Raw genomic sequence first — 17,525 nt, forward strand, 5'->3', positions numbered from 1 at the left:
TTATTTGCTATTTACTAACTTCTATAGTAAAGTTTTTGATATTTTAGGGGAGTGCTTAATTAGAAGCATATTATAATTTCCATAAGGTTTTCCTATTGTAATTAGATTAAAGAGCTTCAATTGGGTTGCTAGACTATTCCATAAATGAGCATCTTTTAAGAAAACTTTACTTTTTTCAAAATTAGGATTTAAATTTTTTAAAAAATCAAAAATTTCAAAATTATAAAATTTAGTTTGATTCGTTAATAATGGAATAGAATCTAATTTCCAAATATCTATAATATTTTTTATTATTTTTTCTGTAATTTTAATTTTCCAATCTCTTTCTAGAAGATTAGTTGTGATTAACTTAATGTTTGAACAATCTTCAATAAGTTTTATTATTATTAAATCATCAAAAATATTTATATCTAGTTCTTCTTTTTCTATTAATTCAAAGATGGTTGCTTTATTATTAAAAATATACTCGTTTCTTAAGTCTTCAGAGAGAGAAGCTTTTAATATATCTAATATTTCTTTATTGAAAGAAAGCTTCTTACTTTCTATTAAATATTTTATTTTATCACTTTTAATTCTTTTAAAAATTTCTGAATCTATCTCATATATATAAGAATGCATATTTTCTAAAAGATTCTGAATTATTTGTATAGAGATATCATCCTCTAATATCAGTTCATCTATTAAATCAACATCAATTTCTTCATCTAAGGTTATTTCAGTAGTCCAATTAGTTAAAAATTCTACCAAATTTTCTAATCCAAATTCTGAATAATATTTATTTATATTTGAAACCGTTTTAATTATCTTATAATCTTTAATTAAAGTTTTCCAAAGATTTGTAGAAAATGAGCTTATATCTATAAATGGTTTCATATTAAGTTTTAGTAAATTAAAGATTAGTTCCTCATTATTTAATTTATTATTAATTAAAATTATGATTAATTTTTGTTGTTCTTCAGAATAATCACCCAAATTAAAATATATATTTTTTAAAAATATCTCTATATTTTTATCAATATAGTTTATTAAATCAGTATCCGTTAAATCAGAATAAAATCTATTTTGTTGTATTTCTTTTTTTGTCTCCATAAAATAAATATTCTCAATATTTGCTTTATTTAAAACATAGCTTTCATTATCTTTTATTAATTTAAAGAAATCAGTATTGGTTGTTCTCAATATATTATTAATTTCTATTTGATATGTTTTTAAAATAAACTGAAATTTATCTAAATTTAAATTTAAATTAAATATATCTTCTTGATTTTCTAAAGATTCTAGAAATTGATCACTTGTAAGTTCACAAAGTTCCTCAATTCCTTTTTCTGAAAAAGAATTAATTATATTTTCTATTATTTCATTTATAAAATTAGTCTCAAAATATTCATTTAACTCATTCCAAGTTAAGCTGTTATTTCGTAATAGACTAAGAACAAATTTTTCTTTATCTTCAACTTCTCTTAGAAAAAATAAAAAATCTTCTCTAATATCTAAATTTTTTAAATCCATAAATTCTAAAAATCTTTTATAATATATATTTTTATTTTCGTTTAAAGAGTCAGATGAACATGAATTTATTAATGATATATTTAACATACTATATTTATTTACAGTTTTTAATTTTTCAAAAACTGCAATTTCATTACTTATAATTTGCTTTCTTTGAGTATCACTTTCATCGTTTATATGAACTCTTCTTATAAACAGATTATCTTCTTTTGTAAGTTCTCCTTCTTTAAATTCTGATAAATAATCACCATACGTTTCATCAATATACCCATTCCCGAATAAAAATAATTTAAAATTATATTCATATTCTATTTCTTCAGGATTTCTCTCTTTTTCTTTCAGCTTATCTTTAACTTCTAAAACTTCTTTCTTTTCTAACTTGGATTGTTTTTTTAATAAATTAGCTAATGCCGTTCTTTCGAGTTCATTTTTTCTTTTTTTTAAAATTTGTATTTTTTCTTTTATTTTTTTTACTTCATTTTCTTCATTTCTTTTAATTAATTCTTTTTCTCTGTAGTAATCAATTCCTAAAATAGTTTCAATATCTTTTAAATTTATAGTTTCATTGTCACTAGACCAAGTACTGTTATAAGAATAATAATATTTATATGTAACTGTCAATGATTCTTTAAATTCAAAAGGTTCTAATTTAATTATTCTGTTATTTTTCTCTGCAATTTTTCGATATATAGTATTTTCAAAGGTAACATTTAATAATTTTAAATCTTTTATTTTTCTATTCTCTATTTCTATTAAGTCTTTCTCAAAAGAATTAATATTTTGATTTATTTCTTTTAATTTATTTTCAATTAAACTTGCTTTAGTAGTATGAAATAATCTATATAAAAATCCAGTACTAAAATTTGCCTTTGAAAATTCCTGAGGATATATATTTTTATATACAATAATTGATAATAAATTTTTAGATGAAAAATGTTCTTTTAAAAATTTTTCTCGATATATTTTATACTCATTACAAATATTCAAACCTAATCTCATGTCTGTTATATATTTAAAAATTTCACTTAAAAACTCATTATCTTCATCTTCAAAATCATTTTTAATTTTTTCTCTTAAAAGACCTTCAGAATTTGATGAATTTAGAACTGGAATTACAGGTATTATAAAGTCAAAGAACTTAGTTCTATCTTTATCTGAAAATAAATCATCTCTAAGAGCATAAACAAATGTAACTTTTCTATTTTCTAGTCGTTCATTTAATAAAATATTTAATTCTCTTAGTTTTATAAAAATATCAATATTATCACACCTATCTAAATCTTCTATAAACATTAAATCTAGTTTTAGAGCTTCAAAACAATAAATAATATCTTCCATATATAAATCTAATGTGCTCTTTTCTTTATCTGAATCATTACTTAATTCAATAGAAGAAATAGGTGCTATTTTTTTTATTTTAAGTTTTTTAATACTACCAACTAATTGATAAAATATAAACGTTCCCCATAAAATAAAAATAAAAAAACAAATATATTCTATATAACTTATTTTATTGAAACCTCCGTTTTTTATAATTAATTTTATCATATCAAAATATTTTTCTTTTAAAATAAAGCTAGCTATTATAAATAAAACAAGTTGAAATATTTTTAAATATTCAATAAATTTATTTTCAATTTCTATTTTATGAAATTTACTTAAAGGTAGTTCTTGAGATTTTTTTTGATAAAATATTTGTTGAAGTATTCTCTTTTCTAATTCTAAAGTTTTTTCTTGAATACTTTCCTTATTTATATCTTCTTTACTAAAATTTAAAAGTGAAATAGATATATATTTTTTCTTTTCTATATCTTTATCAAGTTTAATTGATTCTATTAAAGAACTTTTTCCTGATCCATAAGATCCTGTTATTCCAATATTCTTAGTCTTTTCATCTTTTATTTTCTCTTTTAATAACTTATAAGAAATTTCTTTCTTTTGAACTATTGAAGGAGTTAATAAATTATAACCTTCGATTTTTTTATCTTTTTTTCCCCACATTTTATATCTCCATTGAATTTAATAGTATTATTTATATTATTTAATTGAACAAGTAATATTAAAATTTTATATGAATTAAATATTGTTTATTTTCTCCCACTCTCTAAGCAGTTTATAAAACGTTGTCTTTTTAAGATTTAATATCTCCATAGCTCTAGTACCTGTGATTTCTCTAGTTTTCCAACTGTTGTAAATATCTTTCCAGTTTTCTGGAAAAGGTATTGGTTTACGCCCTTTGTACTTTCCTAACTCCTTTGCTATCAATATTCCCTCCCTTTGACGCTCTAAAAGATTAGTCCTTTCAAACTCATTTATAGCAGCTATCATAGTTAACATTAGCTTTCCAGTAGGTGTAGATGTATCGATGTTCTCTTTAAATGACACCAAATGCACCTTTTTTTTGGCTAAAAGGTCAGTTATATGTAAAAGGTCCTTAGTAGATCTAGCTAATCTAGAGAAATCATGGACATACACAGTATCCCCTTCTCTAACAAACTCTAGCATGTTTTTAAGTTCAGGTCTCCCCTCGATATCCTTACCTGATACTTTTTCAATATATAGTTTTTCCACCTTGGCCTCTTCCATCCTCACCAATTGGCGACTTTCATTTTGGTCCACAGTGGAGACTCTCACATATCCAACTTTCATACTTCCTCCGATAATTAAAATTCTTGGATATATTATACAATATCGTTCGTTTAAAGTAAATAACAATCACATATTCATAAAATACGTTCGAAAATTATTTTTAAGGCTTTGTAATTTTGATTTTAAGGCGTTCGTTTAGATTGTACCTTATTAGAAAAAAGAAAATTGAAAAATATGTGTTTATGGGAGAATACATCTGAAAAGGTCAATTTTTTTAAGCAAATATAACAATATAACCATAAAAAACTATATTGATTACATGTAAAATGAAAAAGGATTTTATTGTTATTTTAGTACATTATAAAATATTAAATTAAAGCGGAGGTTAATACTAATGAATACATTTTATATTATTTTTATCATAATATTAATTTTAATAAATTGTTTTGCTTATTTATACATAATAGTTTTTAGATTAAAAGATCTAGAAAAAAATTTATATTTAGAAAATATAACTAATGAGTATATAAAAAATCGTTTTAAATTGAATTTATTATGGTATGAAAAGCATGCTCTAATTAATTGTTTTAATTATAACTTCTATATTCTTCTATCTATAATTTTAGCAGCTTTTATTCCCTTCTTAAAAGATTTAAATAAAAATAATGCTAACAACAATATTTACGTGATTATTTCTATTTTGATTACTATAATAAATGGATATCTATATATAAAAGATCCTAAAATAAAGTGGTATACTTATAGAAAATATTCAGAAATTTTAAAAAGATTGATTTCTGATAAAATTATTAATAATTTAAATGATAACGAGTTTTTAAAAAATTTAGAAGATATTCTATCAGAAGAGAGTGGTACTTGGTACTCTAAAGGAAATATTAATAGTACCTTTCTCTCAGGAAAAGGTTTTAATTCGGACGATGAAAAATCTTAATTTTTATCTATTTCTGGTATCTAGCCAAGACCAATAAACACATTAATATAATCAGAAAAACTATAAAAAATATGAATTTGTTATGGTTATATCTATAATAAGTAGCTTTAATAACTCTTTCTTTAGGGTTATAAAATAAAAAAGTCAATACTGCTCGTTTAGGAGTAGTCATTGACTTTTTTTAATCTTTCTTTTTCCAGCTGTCTACTTTATCTAAAAAGTTATTCATATTAGAAGCTCTATCTTTATAAGCTTTTATTCTTATGTATGATTTTTCAAAAGTTTCCCATTGCATCAAACTACTATCTCTAAAAACTTTTTCAAAAACCATCTATTAAAAGAGAATTTTGAGCAAATTCATTTGACAACTTCTCTTTTAATTCATCTGTTAATATTTCGCTATTTCCAATAGTTACAGCTTCTAAATCCTTAGCAAAGAATATTGTTTCAAATGGAACTCTTGGTATTTTTCTCTCAGAAATATTCTTTTGCTTTTCTTGTCGTCTTTGAATTTGATTTTGATAAACTTCGATCTCCTTAAAATTGAACATTTTTGATAGACACTCTTTTTTATTTAATCTAGGTAGAGTTTCTTCAAAAAAACAGTTATCAGTATCTGTTACATAAAAAACATATTCAATATTTTTAGCTTTTATACCTAGATCTTTTACATCTTTTCTGTTTAAATATTCAATTATGATATTTTCAATATATTGATTTACATTGTCAGCAGTAACTGTGAAAAGAGTTTTACTATTTGGGATGTTTTCACTTGTTTTATCACCATAAGTTTATTTGTACTGATAATTTTTTTCTATTCTTAAACATCAATTTTGTTATATATGCAGAAAGAGTTTCTTCATCTGAAGGTCCTTCAACAATAAAAAGAACAAGTTTAATTGCCATTTTTTAACACCAACCCTTTTACAAAAATATTTAAAGCTGGGATATTTAAATGAAGAGGTTCTATATTCTCTTCACTCCATAAGGCTTGAGAACGTAAATACTTTTGTCTAATGTTAGTGCTGTTTGAAATTCCTTTCATAAATGTGTAAACTATATTATCATTAGATTCAGTGGCGATTATAATAGAATCTTTATCTAATTTTTCCATAGGTAAAAGATTATGACCTGTAAAAATAAGCTGTCCTTTAGCTAAAGGCGCCATTGTTTCTAGTAGCACAGCTAATAGGTATTCAAAGATATGAATATCTAACTCGTCTATAACAATAATAGCTTTTTAATTTTGTATATACACAATTAAAATAGATAAAAGAGATACAAGTTTAATTGTACCAGTAGATTCTAGTGTTAAAGGGATTTTGATGCCTTTTTCACCAGGAACAAGTTGATAGCAATTCTTTCATCAGTTTCATCAATTCCAACAACTTTTTCTTCAAGTATAAACCTAGAATCAGGAATAATAATCGAAAGCAGCTTATCTATATTTTTAGCAGCTCTTTTCAAAGAGTCTACATCTTTTTTATTGAAAATATTATCTTGAGTAGAGTAATTTATAGTATCTAAATCTGAACCATCTCCATAATTAATAGGAATAACTAGTGTATCCTTATAAAGAGCTTGTTTTGATAGAGTAACTACTACAATATTTTTAATTAAATTTTCAACTATTTTTAAATTTTCAAAGGAATCTTTCAGAATTTTAAATTTAGGATCTTCTAATTTTTTTATATCTGTATGTAAGAATGAGCTCAAGAAAAAACTATTCAAATTACTAAAGTTTTTTAACAGTTGTTTAAAGTTTGACGTATCTAAAAACTCGATTAAAATATTTGAATTTGTTGTATTTGTTCCTCCTATAAAAATCTCTGGTAATAACACTGTATCATCATTTTTAATCTTAGCTATACGTTGAAATTTACGTCTAGCTTTAGATTGTTTTTGGAAAAACTCCTCTCTAGAGACAAAAATTCCACCGTTACTATCTTTGACGAACTCCACTAAAACTTTAAAATCGATATCATTATGAACAAAAATAGCTTCAATAACCATATTTTGTTTATCTATCGTCATAAGCTTTAGAATTTTATCTAAAACTTGGTTATTATTTATATATTTAGAAGTATTGCTAAAATATACTTTTAAAACTTCTAAAGCTTCTATAATAGATGTTTTTCCTATTCCATTAGGACCATAGATTCCAGATAAATTACTACGGAATTCTATTATACTATATTTATATTTTTTATTTTTTTCAATCCGATTTGTTTTATATTCATTTTTATTCCCACTTTCTAAAAATATATTTTATATTAATTTTAATATAATAATCATATAATAATAATTTATTTTTGTTAAAATATGTTTTTTTATCATAATTTTACAAAAAAATTAAAAAAATCAATTTATCTCCATTATAATTGTGCACGCACTTCCTGCATAATTTCTGCCGGATTTTCTACATCCACAATAAATAAAAAAATACGTCGGAAATATGTCGGCGTAAATTAAATGTTACTTTTTAAAGTTTCTAGTATTTCACTAATATGTTCTAATTTTTTTATTTTTAAGAATATAAGAAAGAATAGATTTCTTCTTAGTTTGTTAATATTATGGCATAATTTAAATAAGATAAATAAATTTTAGAATGGTGATTGTATAAACAATATGAAGATAAATAGAGTATTTGAAATCTTATATATATTATTAAATAGGGAAAACATTTCTTCTAAAGAATTAGCAGAATAATTTGAGGTGTCAGTCCGAACAATTTATAGAGATATTGAAATTATATCTGGTACAGGTATCCCTATTTTTATGACTCAAGGAAGAAATGGGGGGATAAGTTTACTGCAGAATTTTACTCTTAACAAGCAAGTACTAACAGAAAATGAAAAAAAAAGATATGTTAATAGCGATTTAAAGCTTGAACTCTTTTAATAAAGAATCAGCAAAAAGTATTTTTTCTAAACTTAGTTCTTTGTTTGGTGAAAATCAAAGGGACTATATAAAAATTGATTATTCAGGTTGGGAAAACACAATAGAGAGGTAGAACCTTATATTTTATGGTTTAAAAGTAAAGCCTGGTATTTAAAATGCTTTTGCCTTGAGAAAAATGAAATTAGACTATTTAGATTAAGGAGAATAATAAATATTCGGATATTAAATGAAAATATTAATTTAACTAAGCTTGATGAAGCAGTTTTAATAGAAAAAAAATAAATACAGAGGCTTCTTCAAATTTTGTGTAAACTCTAAAAAATTTAGAGTAATATTTTATATTTTTTAGGGATGATTTTTTTAGATCATCCATTTTTATATATTTTAGAGAAATCTTAATAAAGTGAAAAAATAATTTACTTTATTAATTTTATACTTTCATATACTTATATTTAAATTTTTTCTTTAAAATATACTAGAAGCTGCAATATGATTTGACTCCTATCTCTTGATTGCTTTTCTATTTTTTGAGTTATTAGAATCTTTATTACGATAGTCGTAGTATATCCTAACTCCTCTTATAGATCACCTTAATAAAACTCTTCTATTATAACTTTCATCATATCTTAAAAAAGTATTAAGATTATCAGAACTAGAAATAGAATTTTGTTTCAAAAATTCTCTCATTTTAATTCTTTTTTGCTTTTTTTCTTCAGACATATTTCTTCTCATAAAAAAAACTCCAAGTTAGATAATTTAATATTACTCTAACTTGAAGATTTAGACAAATATTTAATTAGATCCAATTTAATAACTAAAAAGGTTATCTTCTATTTTTTATAAATTGTAAAATGCTCTTCTACATAGTCCTCTTGCTTTATTGTTCTAGCTAAAAATATAGCTAATATAATTTTACAATTTAAATCTTCTAAATTAGTAGCTAAAGAGTAAAAAGTTTTTCCAGAAGTTAATATATCATCAAAAACTATAAGGTATTTTTCCTTTAATTTATCTTTATTTAATATAAACTCATATTTCTTAACCTTCATATCATCTTTCAAATGATTAGGAGAGTTATTTTCTTTCATGCTTATATAAGCATATCCATTTTCAATTTTTAACTCTTCACACAAAAGCTCACAAAATTTCTTATATCTCTTTTCATTTACTTTTTTATTAGATGCTGGTATAGGAAGAAAAATTACTCCATTTAACTGGTAAGTTCCATAATTTTCTATAAGCCATTCCTTTATTTCAATAAGAAATTTATCAAAAGATACTCCGTTTTTAAACTCATATATTTCATCTCTTATCCTTCTATCTAAAGCTCCTATTTCGTATCTTTTGGGATAATATACTCTAAAAAATTTTATTGAATATTTTTTATTATCTTCTTTAAAAACTAAAGATTCGATATCTTTATATAACTCCATAGATATTCCTCCTAAAAAAAAGATTTTTTTATACTTGTCATAAGTATCCTCTTTATTCTAAAAAAAGAATATTACTTTGAAAATATACCTTACCCTTAAGGTCACTGCTACTAAAGTAGTGGGTCTTATAGAATTTGTTGTAAATAAAGAAAAAATAATTTTTTAGCTAAAAAACTAAAGTATCTGTATTATCCATAAAATCCAAAAATTCATCTAAATTTTCATATTCAAGATTAATATTAAAAGTACTAGCTAATGAAAATGCCATTTCGTTGGCTTTATCTAAGTTTTTATTATCTAAAGATAAATTTAATTCTTTTATTTTATCCATAAAATTAGATTTTTGTTCAAATAAAGTAGCAAGAACATTTTTTTCAATATTTTCTGCTCCTTCTTTAATTTCTTTAGATCTTTGATCAAATATTTCATTTATTCTTTGAATTTTCTTTTCCCATTTAGATCCAAACAAATCAAGTTTATCTAATATATAAACTACTCCCGCTACTGAAAATCCTTCTAGTAAAATCATTATAATAGTATTAAGCGGACCTGCAAATGGAATAATTTTTGATATTGTTTCATTAGCAGATACGAAAAAAGTACCCCTAAAGCCGTGGTTGCTAATAATTTAGTTATTGCATCCATTCTTTGACTTAAAGTCATTCCTTCGGGAGGAGATACTAGTAATTTTATTGATTGAACTATTGCACCAAATCCTTTAACAACAATTTGCCCGATCATTTTAATTGTTCCTAAGAAAAAATCAAATATTAATTTTACAAAACCCTTAATAGCTTCAATTATCATATCTTTAATGCTTCCTGACATAATATCTTTTAAAGATGTTATTATATAAGTTACAGCTCTATTTACTCTTATTTTCAAAGCTTCTAAGGTTGTGCTAGCATCAATATTATGTGTTATCCCATTTTTAAATGAATCGACTACTTCAAAGTAAGTTGTTTTTATTAATAAAATAGTCATTCTAGTATAAATACCTGTCTTTGCTGAATCCACACCCACTTTTAAACTTGTTTTACTCATCTCTTTTAATGCTGTATTTCTCATTTCTGAATTATTTTTAAAATTATTCACGACCCTTTTATTTGCTTCTTTTGCTATTGCACTATTTGCTTGTTTTTCTTTACTCTTCATTATCGCAATTGTTTCTTTAGAAAGTTCATTCTTATTACTTTCTATGTATTGAGAGTTTGTTTTATCCCCTTTAGAACGATTAAGTTTTGAGTTTGTTAAAGCATAATTATCCTCTAAATTACCAATCACTTTTATATCGGATTCTTTTAAAAGTATATTACGTTTTGTTTGTTCATGAAGTTCTTTCAGAGGAACTATATGATCTACATCTGTTGTATGACTATTTATATCTTTAAAATTTCTTTTTTCTGCATCATTTCTTTTCTTATAGATACTTTTCTTCTCAACATACTCATCTTTTACTGTTTTTCCATTTGTTTTTTCATCTCTATAATTATCTCTCTTACTAACATGATCTAATTTGTTTCGATTAAATTCTCTTTCTTCTATGTCTAACTCTATTTTTTTATTCAGACTTCTTACTCTAACATCAGATAAGTTATAATTATCTATAGTAAATTCTTTACATTCTCTTACAACTTCTCCAGGAGAAATTGACATTTCGGCTTTTCTTCCAACTACATCTAACATTCCATATACTGAAGGAATCATTAATGATTCTATGGCTCCGCCTTTTCCATTAAACTCTTCATCAATTTGTTTAAACAAATCTTCAGCTTCTACTTTATTATAAAATTCCATTTCTAATAACTCTTTAACCATATCTAATGGATTAATTGTATCAAAATCATTTTTTTCCATAACCTATCCCCCTATGCTGATACTTTTAACTCTTCTAATACTTGTTTATTACTTTTTATAAAATCATTTATATTATTTGTATCTTCTGTAATAATAGTTGAATTTTCTGTGTTTATATACTGCATCTTAGACATCTCTATTAATGTTTTAACTAGTGTAGTAGAAAGCATTATATTCTTTTGAGATAGTTTAGGAAGATCTCTTACACTATATTTTCCACTAATTAACTTTTTAGTTAGAATTATTAATTTTGTTCTTACTTGACCTAAAGAGAACTCTAAATGTCTATTTGATTTATCAACTACGTTTATAAGTTCTTCAAAATAACTAGATATATTCTTAAGAGATTCTACCATTAAATTTAGTCTCTTAATTTCTGCATGCATTTTTTCTACTTCAATTTTAACTCTTCCCGCTTCTTTTTCTGCATTTTCAAGTGATTCTCTTGCTTGACCTCTTGTTAAAAACCCTAATGTAAATATTGCCTTCATATTATTTTTAAATGTATCTTTTTGAAAATCAATCTTTATTACTTGTTCAATTGCTTTCATTTCAGAGAGATTAATATTTTTTATATTTGCTTTTTCTAATAATTCTTGACTTTCTATTGCGGCATCTCTAATCTTTTTTAATATATTAATGTATCTTTTTAAAGAGATATTCATAAATTTCTGTTTGTAGCTATTAATATCTTCTACTAATGTATTTATCTCATCTATACAAGAATCTCTTGAACCATTATATAATTTCAATTCGCGTTCATATTTCTCTTTAGTTTTTTCGTATAGTTGTTTTGCCTTATCTGCTGTTTCTTGTCCTGTAAATTTATGATAAACATCCTTTACTTTATCTCTTACTTTTCCTGCAACATTTTTAACTGTATCAACAATTGCTGATCCTATATTTTTTACCCAACCAAAGAATCCCATACTTCCTCCTATTTATCTTCTAATAATATATAACCTTCTACTAGCAAATCATTAAATGCGTCTACCCATCTTTTCATCTTATTAAAATCATATTTTTCTAAATGCCACACTTCTAATAGTTCTTTAAAAACTTCATCTTCTGCCATTAGTTTATCATTACTATTTAAAGCTAAAGATATCAACTCCAAAAGAAATACTTTTTGAGTTTTTTTAGGAAATCTTTTTAAAGTTAAATTAAGATCACTAACATTTTTTCCTTCAATTTTGTATTCTGTTTTTGCTAATCCTAGTTCTCTTCTATAATTTTCAAAAGTTAATCTATCTTTTGGTGTTATACTCCCATTTTTATTTGCAATTAAAAAGGCCAACTCTAAAAAAACCTTTTTTTCTGATTTTTGTAACTCTTGTAAAAACATCTGTTATATCCTCCCTATTACCTTACCATTGCCATCATATTTTATTATTTCCTCTTTTTTTCTTCCTTTTTCTTGAGTATACTCTATTTTTTCAATTATTTCACCATTTTTATATTTTAATTTTGTTACTAACTGTCCATTTTCATATATCTCACCTTGAAGAAAGTTCTCATTATTATCATATATCATAGTATTTATTAATTTTTTATTTACATCATATGTTTCTGTTTTTACTACTTTATTTTGCTTATATTGAATTTTAGTTACGGTATTATCTGATTTGTCTAAATATTCAGTTACAAGATCTTCAGAATAAGTTTTTATTAGATTTCCTTCTTCTACTCTTCCATTTAATTTTTTAGGTTTAGAATTTTGTTTTGTTGCTTCAATGGAAGAATTTTTTACGAAATTTTCTAGTTTTTCTAAAATTTTATTATAATTTTTCTCTAATAAATTATACTTTTCTTTTATTTCTTTCTCTGACTTAGAAGTTGAATCTAATACTTCTAACTTTGTTTTAGATATATTTTCATTTAATAATTTTGATGTGTTTTCTAAGTTTTCACTTAAATTTCTTGATACCTCTGATATTCTATTTAAATGAATCTCTTTTGTTTCTTCTAACTCTTTTGATAATTTTAATGTTTCTTCTTTTAAATTTTCTTGAAGATTACTACTTTCTACATCTAGCTTTGTTAAAATTTCTTTCTTATCTTTTTCTATTATCTCTTTCAGTTCCTTTTCTGACTTAGAAGTTGAATCTAATACTTCTAACTTTGTTTTGGATATATTTTCATTTAATAATTTTGATGTGTTTTCTAAGTTTTCACTTAAATTTCTTGATACCTCTGATATTCTATTTAAATGAATCTCTTTTGTTTCTTCTAACTCTTTTGATAATTTTAATGTTTCTTCTTTTAAATTTTCTTGAAGATTACTACTTTCTACATCTAGCTTTGTTAAAATTTCTTTCTTATCTTTTTCTATTATCTCTTTCAGTTCCTTTTCTGACTTAGAAGTTGAATCTAATACTTCTAACTTTGTTTTAGATATATTTTCATTTAATGATTTTGATGCATTTTCTAAGTTTTCACTTAAATTTCTTGATATCTCTGATATTCTATTTAAATGAATTTCTTTTGTTTCTTTTAACTCTTTTGATAATTTTAATGTTTCTTCTTTTAAATTTTCTTGAAGATTACTACTTTCTACATCTAGCTTTGTTAAAATTTCTTTCTTATCTTTTTCTATTATCTCTTTCAGTTCCTTTTCTGACTTAGAAGTTGAATCTAATACTTCTAACTTTGTTTTAGATATATTTTCATTTAATGATTTTGATGCATTTTCTAAGTTTTCACTTAAATTTCTTGATATCTCTGATATTCTATTTAAATGAATTTCTTTTGTTTCTTTTAACTCTTTTGATAATTTTAATGTTTCTTCTTTTAAATTTTCTTGAAGATTACTACTTTCTACATCTAGCTTTGTTAAAATTTCTTTCTTATCTTTTTCTATTATCTCTTTCAGTTCCTTTTCTGACTTAGAAGTTGAATCTAATACTTCTAACTTTGTTTTGGATATATTTTCATTTAATAATTTTGATGTGTTTTCTAAGTTTTCACTTAAATTTCTTGATACCTCTGATATTCTATTTAAATGAATCTCTTTTGTTTCTTCTAACTCTTTTGATAATTTTAATGTTTCTTCTTTTAAATTTTCTTGAAGATTACTACTTTCTACATCTAGCTTTGTTAAAATTTCTTTCTTATCTTTTTCTATTATCTCTTTCAGTTCCTTTTCTGACTTAGAAGTTGAATCTAATACTTCTAACTTTGTTTTGGATATATTTTCATTTAATAATTTTGATGTGTTTTCTAAGTTTTCACTTAAATTTCTTGATACCTCTGATATTCTATTTAAATGAATCTCTTTTGTTTCTTCTAACTCTTTTGATAATTTTAATGTTTCTTCTTTTAAATTTTCTTGAAGATTACTACTTTCTACATCTAGCTTTGTTAAAATTTCTTTCTTATCTTTTTCTATTATCTCTTTCAGTTCCTTTTCTGACTTAGAAGTTGAATCTAATACTTCTAACTTTGTTTTGGATATATTTTCATTTAATAATTTTGATGTATTTTCTAAGTTTTCACTTAAATTTCTTGATACCTCTGATATTCTATTTAAATGAATCTCTTTTGTTTCTTCTAATTCTTTTGATAACTTTAATATTTCTTCTTTTAAATTTTCTTGAAGACTATTTTTTTCTAAATCTAATTTCAATAAAATTTCTTCCTTTTGTTTAATATTTTCTAAGTTATTTTTTAGCATTACAAGAAAAAAATCTCCCAGAATAATAAATTCTAAAATATTATTCATATTTAAATTTAATCTTTTGTCAATTAATAAAATAATTGTGTTTATTATTAACAAAACAAATACATACAATGAATAATTTATTTCTTTTAGTAAATTCTTCATGTTTCCCCCTCTTTATTATTATGTTTCTGTTAACTTAAAATTTATTGAAACTGCTCCAATCCTTTGAGGTATAATAGTTATTCAATTAACCAATACCTCTCCGAGAAAGAAGTAGTTTTTAACTATGAATTTAATTATATCATTTCAAAATCAATATATCTATTTGAAATATTTTTAATTTTTTTTAAAATTTCTTCAAAAAATAAATCTTGTGAAAAATCTATTCACTGAATATTATCTTCAATTGATTTAATATTATTTTCACTCTCTTATTTTCTATTTAAATTAATATTACTCTGTAAAAGTCAGCATTAATTTAATATAAAAAATAACTTCCCATAATAGTTTAACACTATTACAGAAAGTTATAATCTTTAAAATATTTTTTAACTTATTTTAATTTTTAGTTATTTTTATTTTTAAAACCTCTTCTTTTTGTTCCTTTTGAGCATCAAAGGTTATATCTTCAATTTTAAATCCATACTTTTTTAATTTTTCATCTATTTCGGTAGAAAACTTTCTAATCAGTTTTTCTGTTTCTAAATTTAACAAAATTAATGCCCCCATCAATATTATTTTTTATTTTTCTTTCTAAACTCCCAAGGTGGCGTAGGATTTTTCTCTTTCCATAACCCTAACCCTTCTAATTTAGCTTTTTCTTCAGCAGCAGCAAATTCTAAATTTTTCTTAGAATACTGCTTATACCACCAAGCATTTCCTGTTTCTAACATGTAAAGATTTACATTTTTTCCGTTATAATAAACCTCTCCAACAACTCTTCCATATTGATCTTTATCCTTAACATCAATCTCTACAATTTTACCATCTATCATCTTTTTTAAAACATCTAAAGACTTTATTCCATACTCTTGTTTTTTTTCTGGAGCATCAATTCCATAAAATCTAACTCTAACTTTTTCTCCATCTTTTAAAACAGTTATCGTATCTCCATCTGTAACTTTTATTACTTTTCCTGAAAAAGCAAAAGACAGTGTAGTTAATAAAAATGCTATTAATAAAATAATTATTTTTTTCATAATTTTAACCTCCATCCATAAACTTACTTTTTATTTTTATAGTTCTATTATTTACTTTTTTTTAAAATACTTAATTCGTATTCTAATTCTTTTATCTTTTGATAATATTCAGCTATCTTTTTTTCAATCTTTGTAATTTTATCAAAATCATTATATAAAATTTCTGCTTCTTCAATTTCGGGTATTCTATCTTTCGGGTTACCCGAAAGATTAACTTCAATCTCTTTTGCTACTAATACTGGCTTTTCAGCATTTACAATTTCTAATATTTCTTTAACATCTACTTTATCTTTTATTTTAGAAATAGTTTTTATAGCTTTTTCTGGTATTTCAAATATTCTCTCATTCTCAACTTCCATAAATAATTCATTTCTTTTAAGAAGCATATATACAAAATCTTTTTTAAACCCCAATACTTCAAACCATTTTACAAATGATCCTGTCTTTGCAGATGCTAATGTTTTTTGAGCTTCATAAAATATCTTTGATAAGGCTATAGTATTTTTAGAAAGTTCATTTGCATGATGAATTGCTTTCTCTTCAAATAGAATCATTTGTTCTTTCTGTGTATTTTCAAGCTCAAACTCATCATAATTTAATATTGGATTATATTTTTCTTTAATTTCAACTATCTCTGTTGTTTCTATATTAGCTTTTGGAATATTAGTTTCTTTAAATTTTTCTCCTAATTTATTTGCTATTTTTACATTAATCTTTTTCATTAAGACACCACCCTAGCAATTTCTATTAAATTATTTTGTATTTCATCTATTTTTTTTGAACTACTCTCTAAAATAGTTTTTCCTTGATGTGTTAATTCAGATAAAAATGCCATTTGAGGTATAGGTTCAGCAAAATAAATTGAGTTCCCTTTTAAGAAATCTCCTAATATATTTTTCCAAAATTTCTCTGACTTTGTTTTAGAAAATTTGTTTGGTACTATTGCTTTTACTTTCGCTAAATCTACTTCATTTGATAAATTCAAGATTCCTTTACAACTTGCGGTATCAAGCATTGTTGGTATTACTATACTATCTGCTAGTTCTAAAAAGCAACTATCTATATTTAGTATTGGAACTGAATCTATTAAAATATAATCATATTCATCTTTTAACTTTTCAATTAATATTTTTAATTTTTTATCAAATCCCCTTTTAAAATTACTACTTGTTAATGGAATATAATATAAATTCTCTCTTAAAGCTATCATATCTCCATCACCTTTATCTAACCAATTTTCTAACCCCTCATCAAATTCAACATCAACACCTGCATATAACATAACATTGTTTTGTGAATCAGACGTTAAAACTAGTATTTTATTATTTTCTATATTTGAAAGGATATGAGCTAATTGCAAAGTAAGCCATGATTTACCAACTCCACCCTTATTATTTTTTATTGTAATAACTTTTCCCATATTT

At 23.6% G+C, this 17,525-nt stretch carries 21 protein-coding genes; 3 read left to right on the forward strand and 18 right to left on the reverse strand.

The window, feature by feature from the left end:
- Positions 1 to 21: 21 nt before the first annotated feature.
- A complete protein-coding gene (locus tag NON08_RS12455; protein WP_256691935.1) occupies positions 22 to 3,510 on the reverse strand; it encodes a hypothetical protein in 3,489 nt (1,162 codons plus the stop codon).
- Positions 3,511 to 3,585: 75 nt separating this feature from the next.
- On the reverse strand, positions 3,586 to 4,158 hold the full coding sequence (locus NON08_RS12460; RefSeq protein ID WP_256691936.1) for a recombinase family protein: 573 nt from the start codon (positions 4,156 to 4,158) through the stop codon (positions 3,586 to 3,588).
- Positions 4,159 to 4,492: 334 nt separating this feature from the next.
- Between NON08_RS12460 and NON08_RS12465 the strand changes: the two genes are divergently transcribed.
- Positions 4,493 to 5,050: a DUF4231 domain-containing protein gene (locus NON08_RS12465; RefSeq protein WP_256691937.1), complete on the forward strand. Its 558-nt coding sequence runs from the start codon at positions 4,493 to 4,495 to the stop codon at positions 5,048 to 5,050.
- Between the two features lie 181 nt (positions 5,051 to 5,231).
- On the opposite strand, the gene NON08_RS12470 is transcribed toward NON08_RS12465, so the two are convergent.
- The 5 genes from NON08_RS12470 to NON08_RS12490 form a co-directional block, all read right to left on the reverse strand.
- Positions 5,232 to 5,381, reverse strand: coding sequence for a hypothetical protein (locus NON08_RS12470; protein WP_256691938.1), 150 nt, complete (start codon positions 5,379 to 5,381; stop codon positions 5,232 to 5,234).
- Positions 5,371 to 5,601, reverse strand: a complete 231-nt coding sequence (locus NON08_RS12475) for a hypothetical protein (RefSeq protein WP_256691939.1) — start codon at positions 5,599 to 5,601, stop codon at positions 5,371 to 5,373. The genes NON08_RS12470 and NON08_RS12475 overlap by 11 nt, the downstream gene beginning before the upstream one ends.
- Positions 5,602 to 5,830: 229 nt before the next feature.
- Positions 5,831 to 5,956 carry a hypothetical protein gene (locus NON08_RS12480; RefSeq protein WP_256691940.1) on the reverse strand — a complete coding sequence of 42 codons (126 nt, stop codon included), beginning with the start codon at positions 5,954 to 5,956 and terminating at the stop codon, positions 5,831 to 5,833.
- Positions 5,946 to 6,233 (reverse strand): hypothetical protein, encoded by a 288-nt coding sequence (locus NON08_RS12485; protein ID WP_256691941.1) that lies wholly within the window; start codon positions 6,231 to 6,233, stop codon positions 5,946 to 5,948. The genes NON08_RS12480 and NON08_RS12485 overlap by 11 nt, the downstream gene beginning before the upstream one ends.
- Before the next feature lie 128 nt (positions 6,234 to 6,361).
- A complete protein-coding gene (locus NON08_RS12490; protein ID WP_319941563.1) occupies positions 6,362 to 7,315 on the reverse strand; it encodes an AAA family ATPase in 954 nt (317 codons plus the stop codon).
- Between the two features lie 450 nt (positions 7,316 to 7,765).
- Between NON08_RS12490 and NON08_RS15120 the strand changes: the two genes are divergently transcribed.
- Entirely contained in the window at positions 7,766 to 7,951 is a 186-nt protein-coding gene (locus NON08_RS15120; protein ID WP_413774059.1) for an HTH domain-containing protein, read from the forward strand.
- An 87-nt stretch (positions 7,952 to 8,038) separates the two neighbouring features.
- Positions 8,039 to 8,233: a WYL domain-containing protein gene (locus tag NON08_RS15125; protein ID WP_413774060.1), complete on the forward strand. Its 195-nt coding sequence runs from the start codon at positions 8,039 to 8,041 to the stop codon at positions 8,231 to 8,233.
- 303 nt (positions 8,234 to 8,536) lie between these two features.
- Here the strand turns inward: NON08_RS15125 and NON08_RS12495 are convergent, their stop codons facing one another.
- From NON08_RS12495 to NON08_RS12545, 11 genes are all read right to left on the reverse strand, one after another.
- Positions 8,537 to 8,683 (reverse strand): hypothetical protein, encoded by a 147-nt coding sequence (locus NON08_RS12495; RefSeq protein WP_256691942.1) that lies wholly within the window; start codon positions 8,681 to 8,683, stop codon positions 8,537 to 8,539.
- 98 nt (positions 8,684 to 8,781) lie between these two features.
- Positions 8,782 to 9,384, reverse strand: a complete 603-nt coding sequence (locus NON08_RS12500; protein WP_256691943.1) for a phosphoribosyltransferase — start codon at positions 9,382 to 9,384, stop codon at positions 8,782 to 8,784.
- Positions 9,385 to 9,550: 166 nt separating this feature from the next.
- Positions 9,551 to 9,913 (reverse strand): hypothetical protein, encoded by a 363-nt coding sequence (locus tag NON08_RS12505; RefSeq protein ID WP_256691944.1) that lies wholly within the window; start codon positions 9,911 to 9,913, stop codon positions 9,551 to 9,553.
- Complete coding sequence (locus NON08_RS12510; RefSeq protein ID WP_256691945.1) at positions 9,913 to 11,241, reverse strand: hypothetical protein; 1,329 nt, start codon at positions 11,239 to 11,241, stop codon at positions 9,913 to 9,915. The genes NON08_RS12505 and NON08_RS12510 overlap by 1 nt, the downstream gene beginning before the upstream one ends.
- Before the next feature lie 11 nt (positions 11,242 to 11,252).
- Positions 11,253 to 12,170: a hypothetical protein gene (locus NON08_RS12515; RefSeq protein WP_256691946.1), complete on the reverse strand. Its 918-nt coding sequence runs from the start codon at positions 12,168 to 12,170 to the stop codon at positions 11,253 to 11,255.
- Positions 12,171 to 12,178: 8 nt separating this feature from the next.
- Positions 12,179 to 12,586, reverse strand: coding sequence for a hypothetical protein (locus NON08_RS12520; protein ID WP_256691947.1), 408 nt, complete (start codon positions 12,584 to 12,586; stop codon positions 12,179 to 12,181).
- A 3-nt stretch (positions 12,587 to 12,589) separates the two neighbouring features.
- Positions 12,590 to 15,064, reverse strand: a complete 2,475-nt coding sequence (locus NON08_RS12525; RefSeq protein WP_256691948.1) for a hypothetical protein — start codon at positions 15,062 to 15,064, stop codon at positions 12,590 to 12,592.
- 396 nt (positions 15,065 to 15,460) lie between these two features.
- The gene (locus tag NON08_RS12530) at positions 15,461 to 15,616 is read right to left on the reverse strand and encodes a hypothetical protein (protein ID WP_256691949.1); all 156 of its coding nucleotides are present in this window, start codon (positions 15,614 to 15,616) and stop codon (positions 15,461 to 15,463) included.
- Between the two features lie 20 nt (positions 15,617 to 15,636).
- Positions 15,637 to 16,101 (reverse strand): thermonuclease family protein, encoded by a 465-nt coding sequence (locus NON08_RS12535; protein ID WP_256691950.1) that lies wholly within the window; start codon positions 16,099 to 16,101, stop codon positions 15,637 to 15,639.
- A gap of 47 nt (positions 16,102 to 16,148) precedes the next feature.
- Entirely contained in the window at positions 16,149 to 16,823 is a 675-nt protein-coding gene (locus NON08_RS12540; protein WP_256691951.1) for a hypothetical protein, read from the reverse strand.
- Positions 16,823 to 17,521: a ParA family protein gene (locus tag NON08_RS12545; protein WP_256691952.1), complete on the reverse strand. Its 699-nt coding sequence runs from the start codon at positions 17,519 to 17,521 to the stop codon at positions 16,823 to 16,825. The genes NON08_RS12540 and NON08_RS12545 overlap by 1 nt, the downstream gene beginning before the upstream one ends.
- Positions 17,522 to 17,525: the final 4 nt, after the last annotated feature.

It is taken from the genome of Cetobacterium sp. NK01, assembly GCF_024506395.1.
Classification (GTDB): domain Bacteria; phylum Fusobacteriota; class Fusobacteriia; order Fusobacteriales; family Fusobacteriaceae; genus Cetobacterium_A; species Cetobacterium_A somerae_A.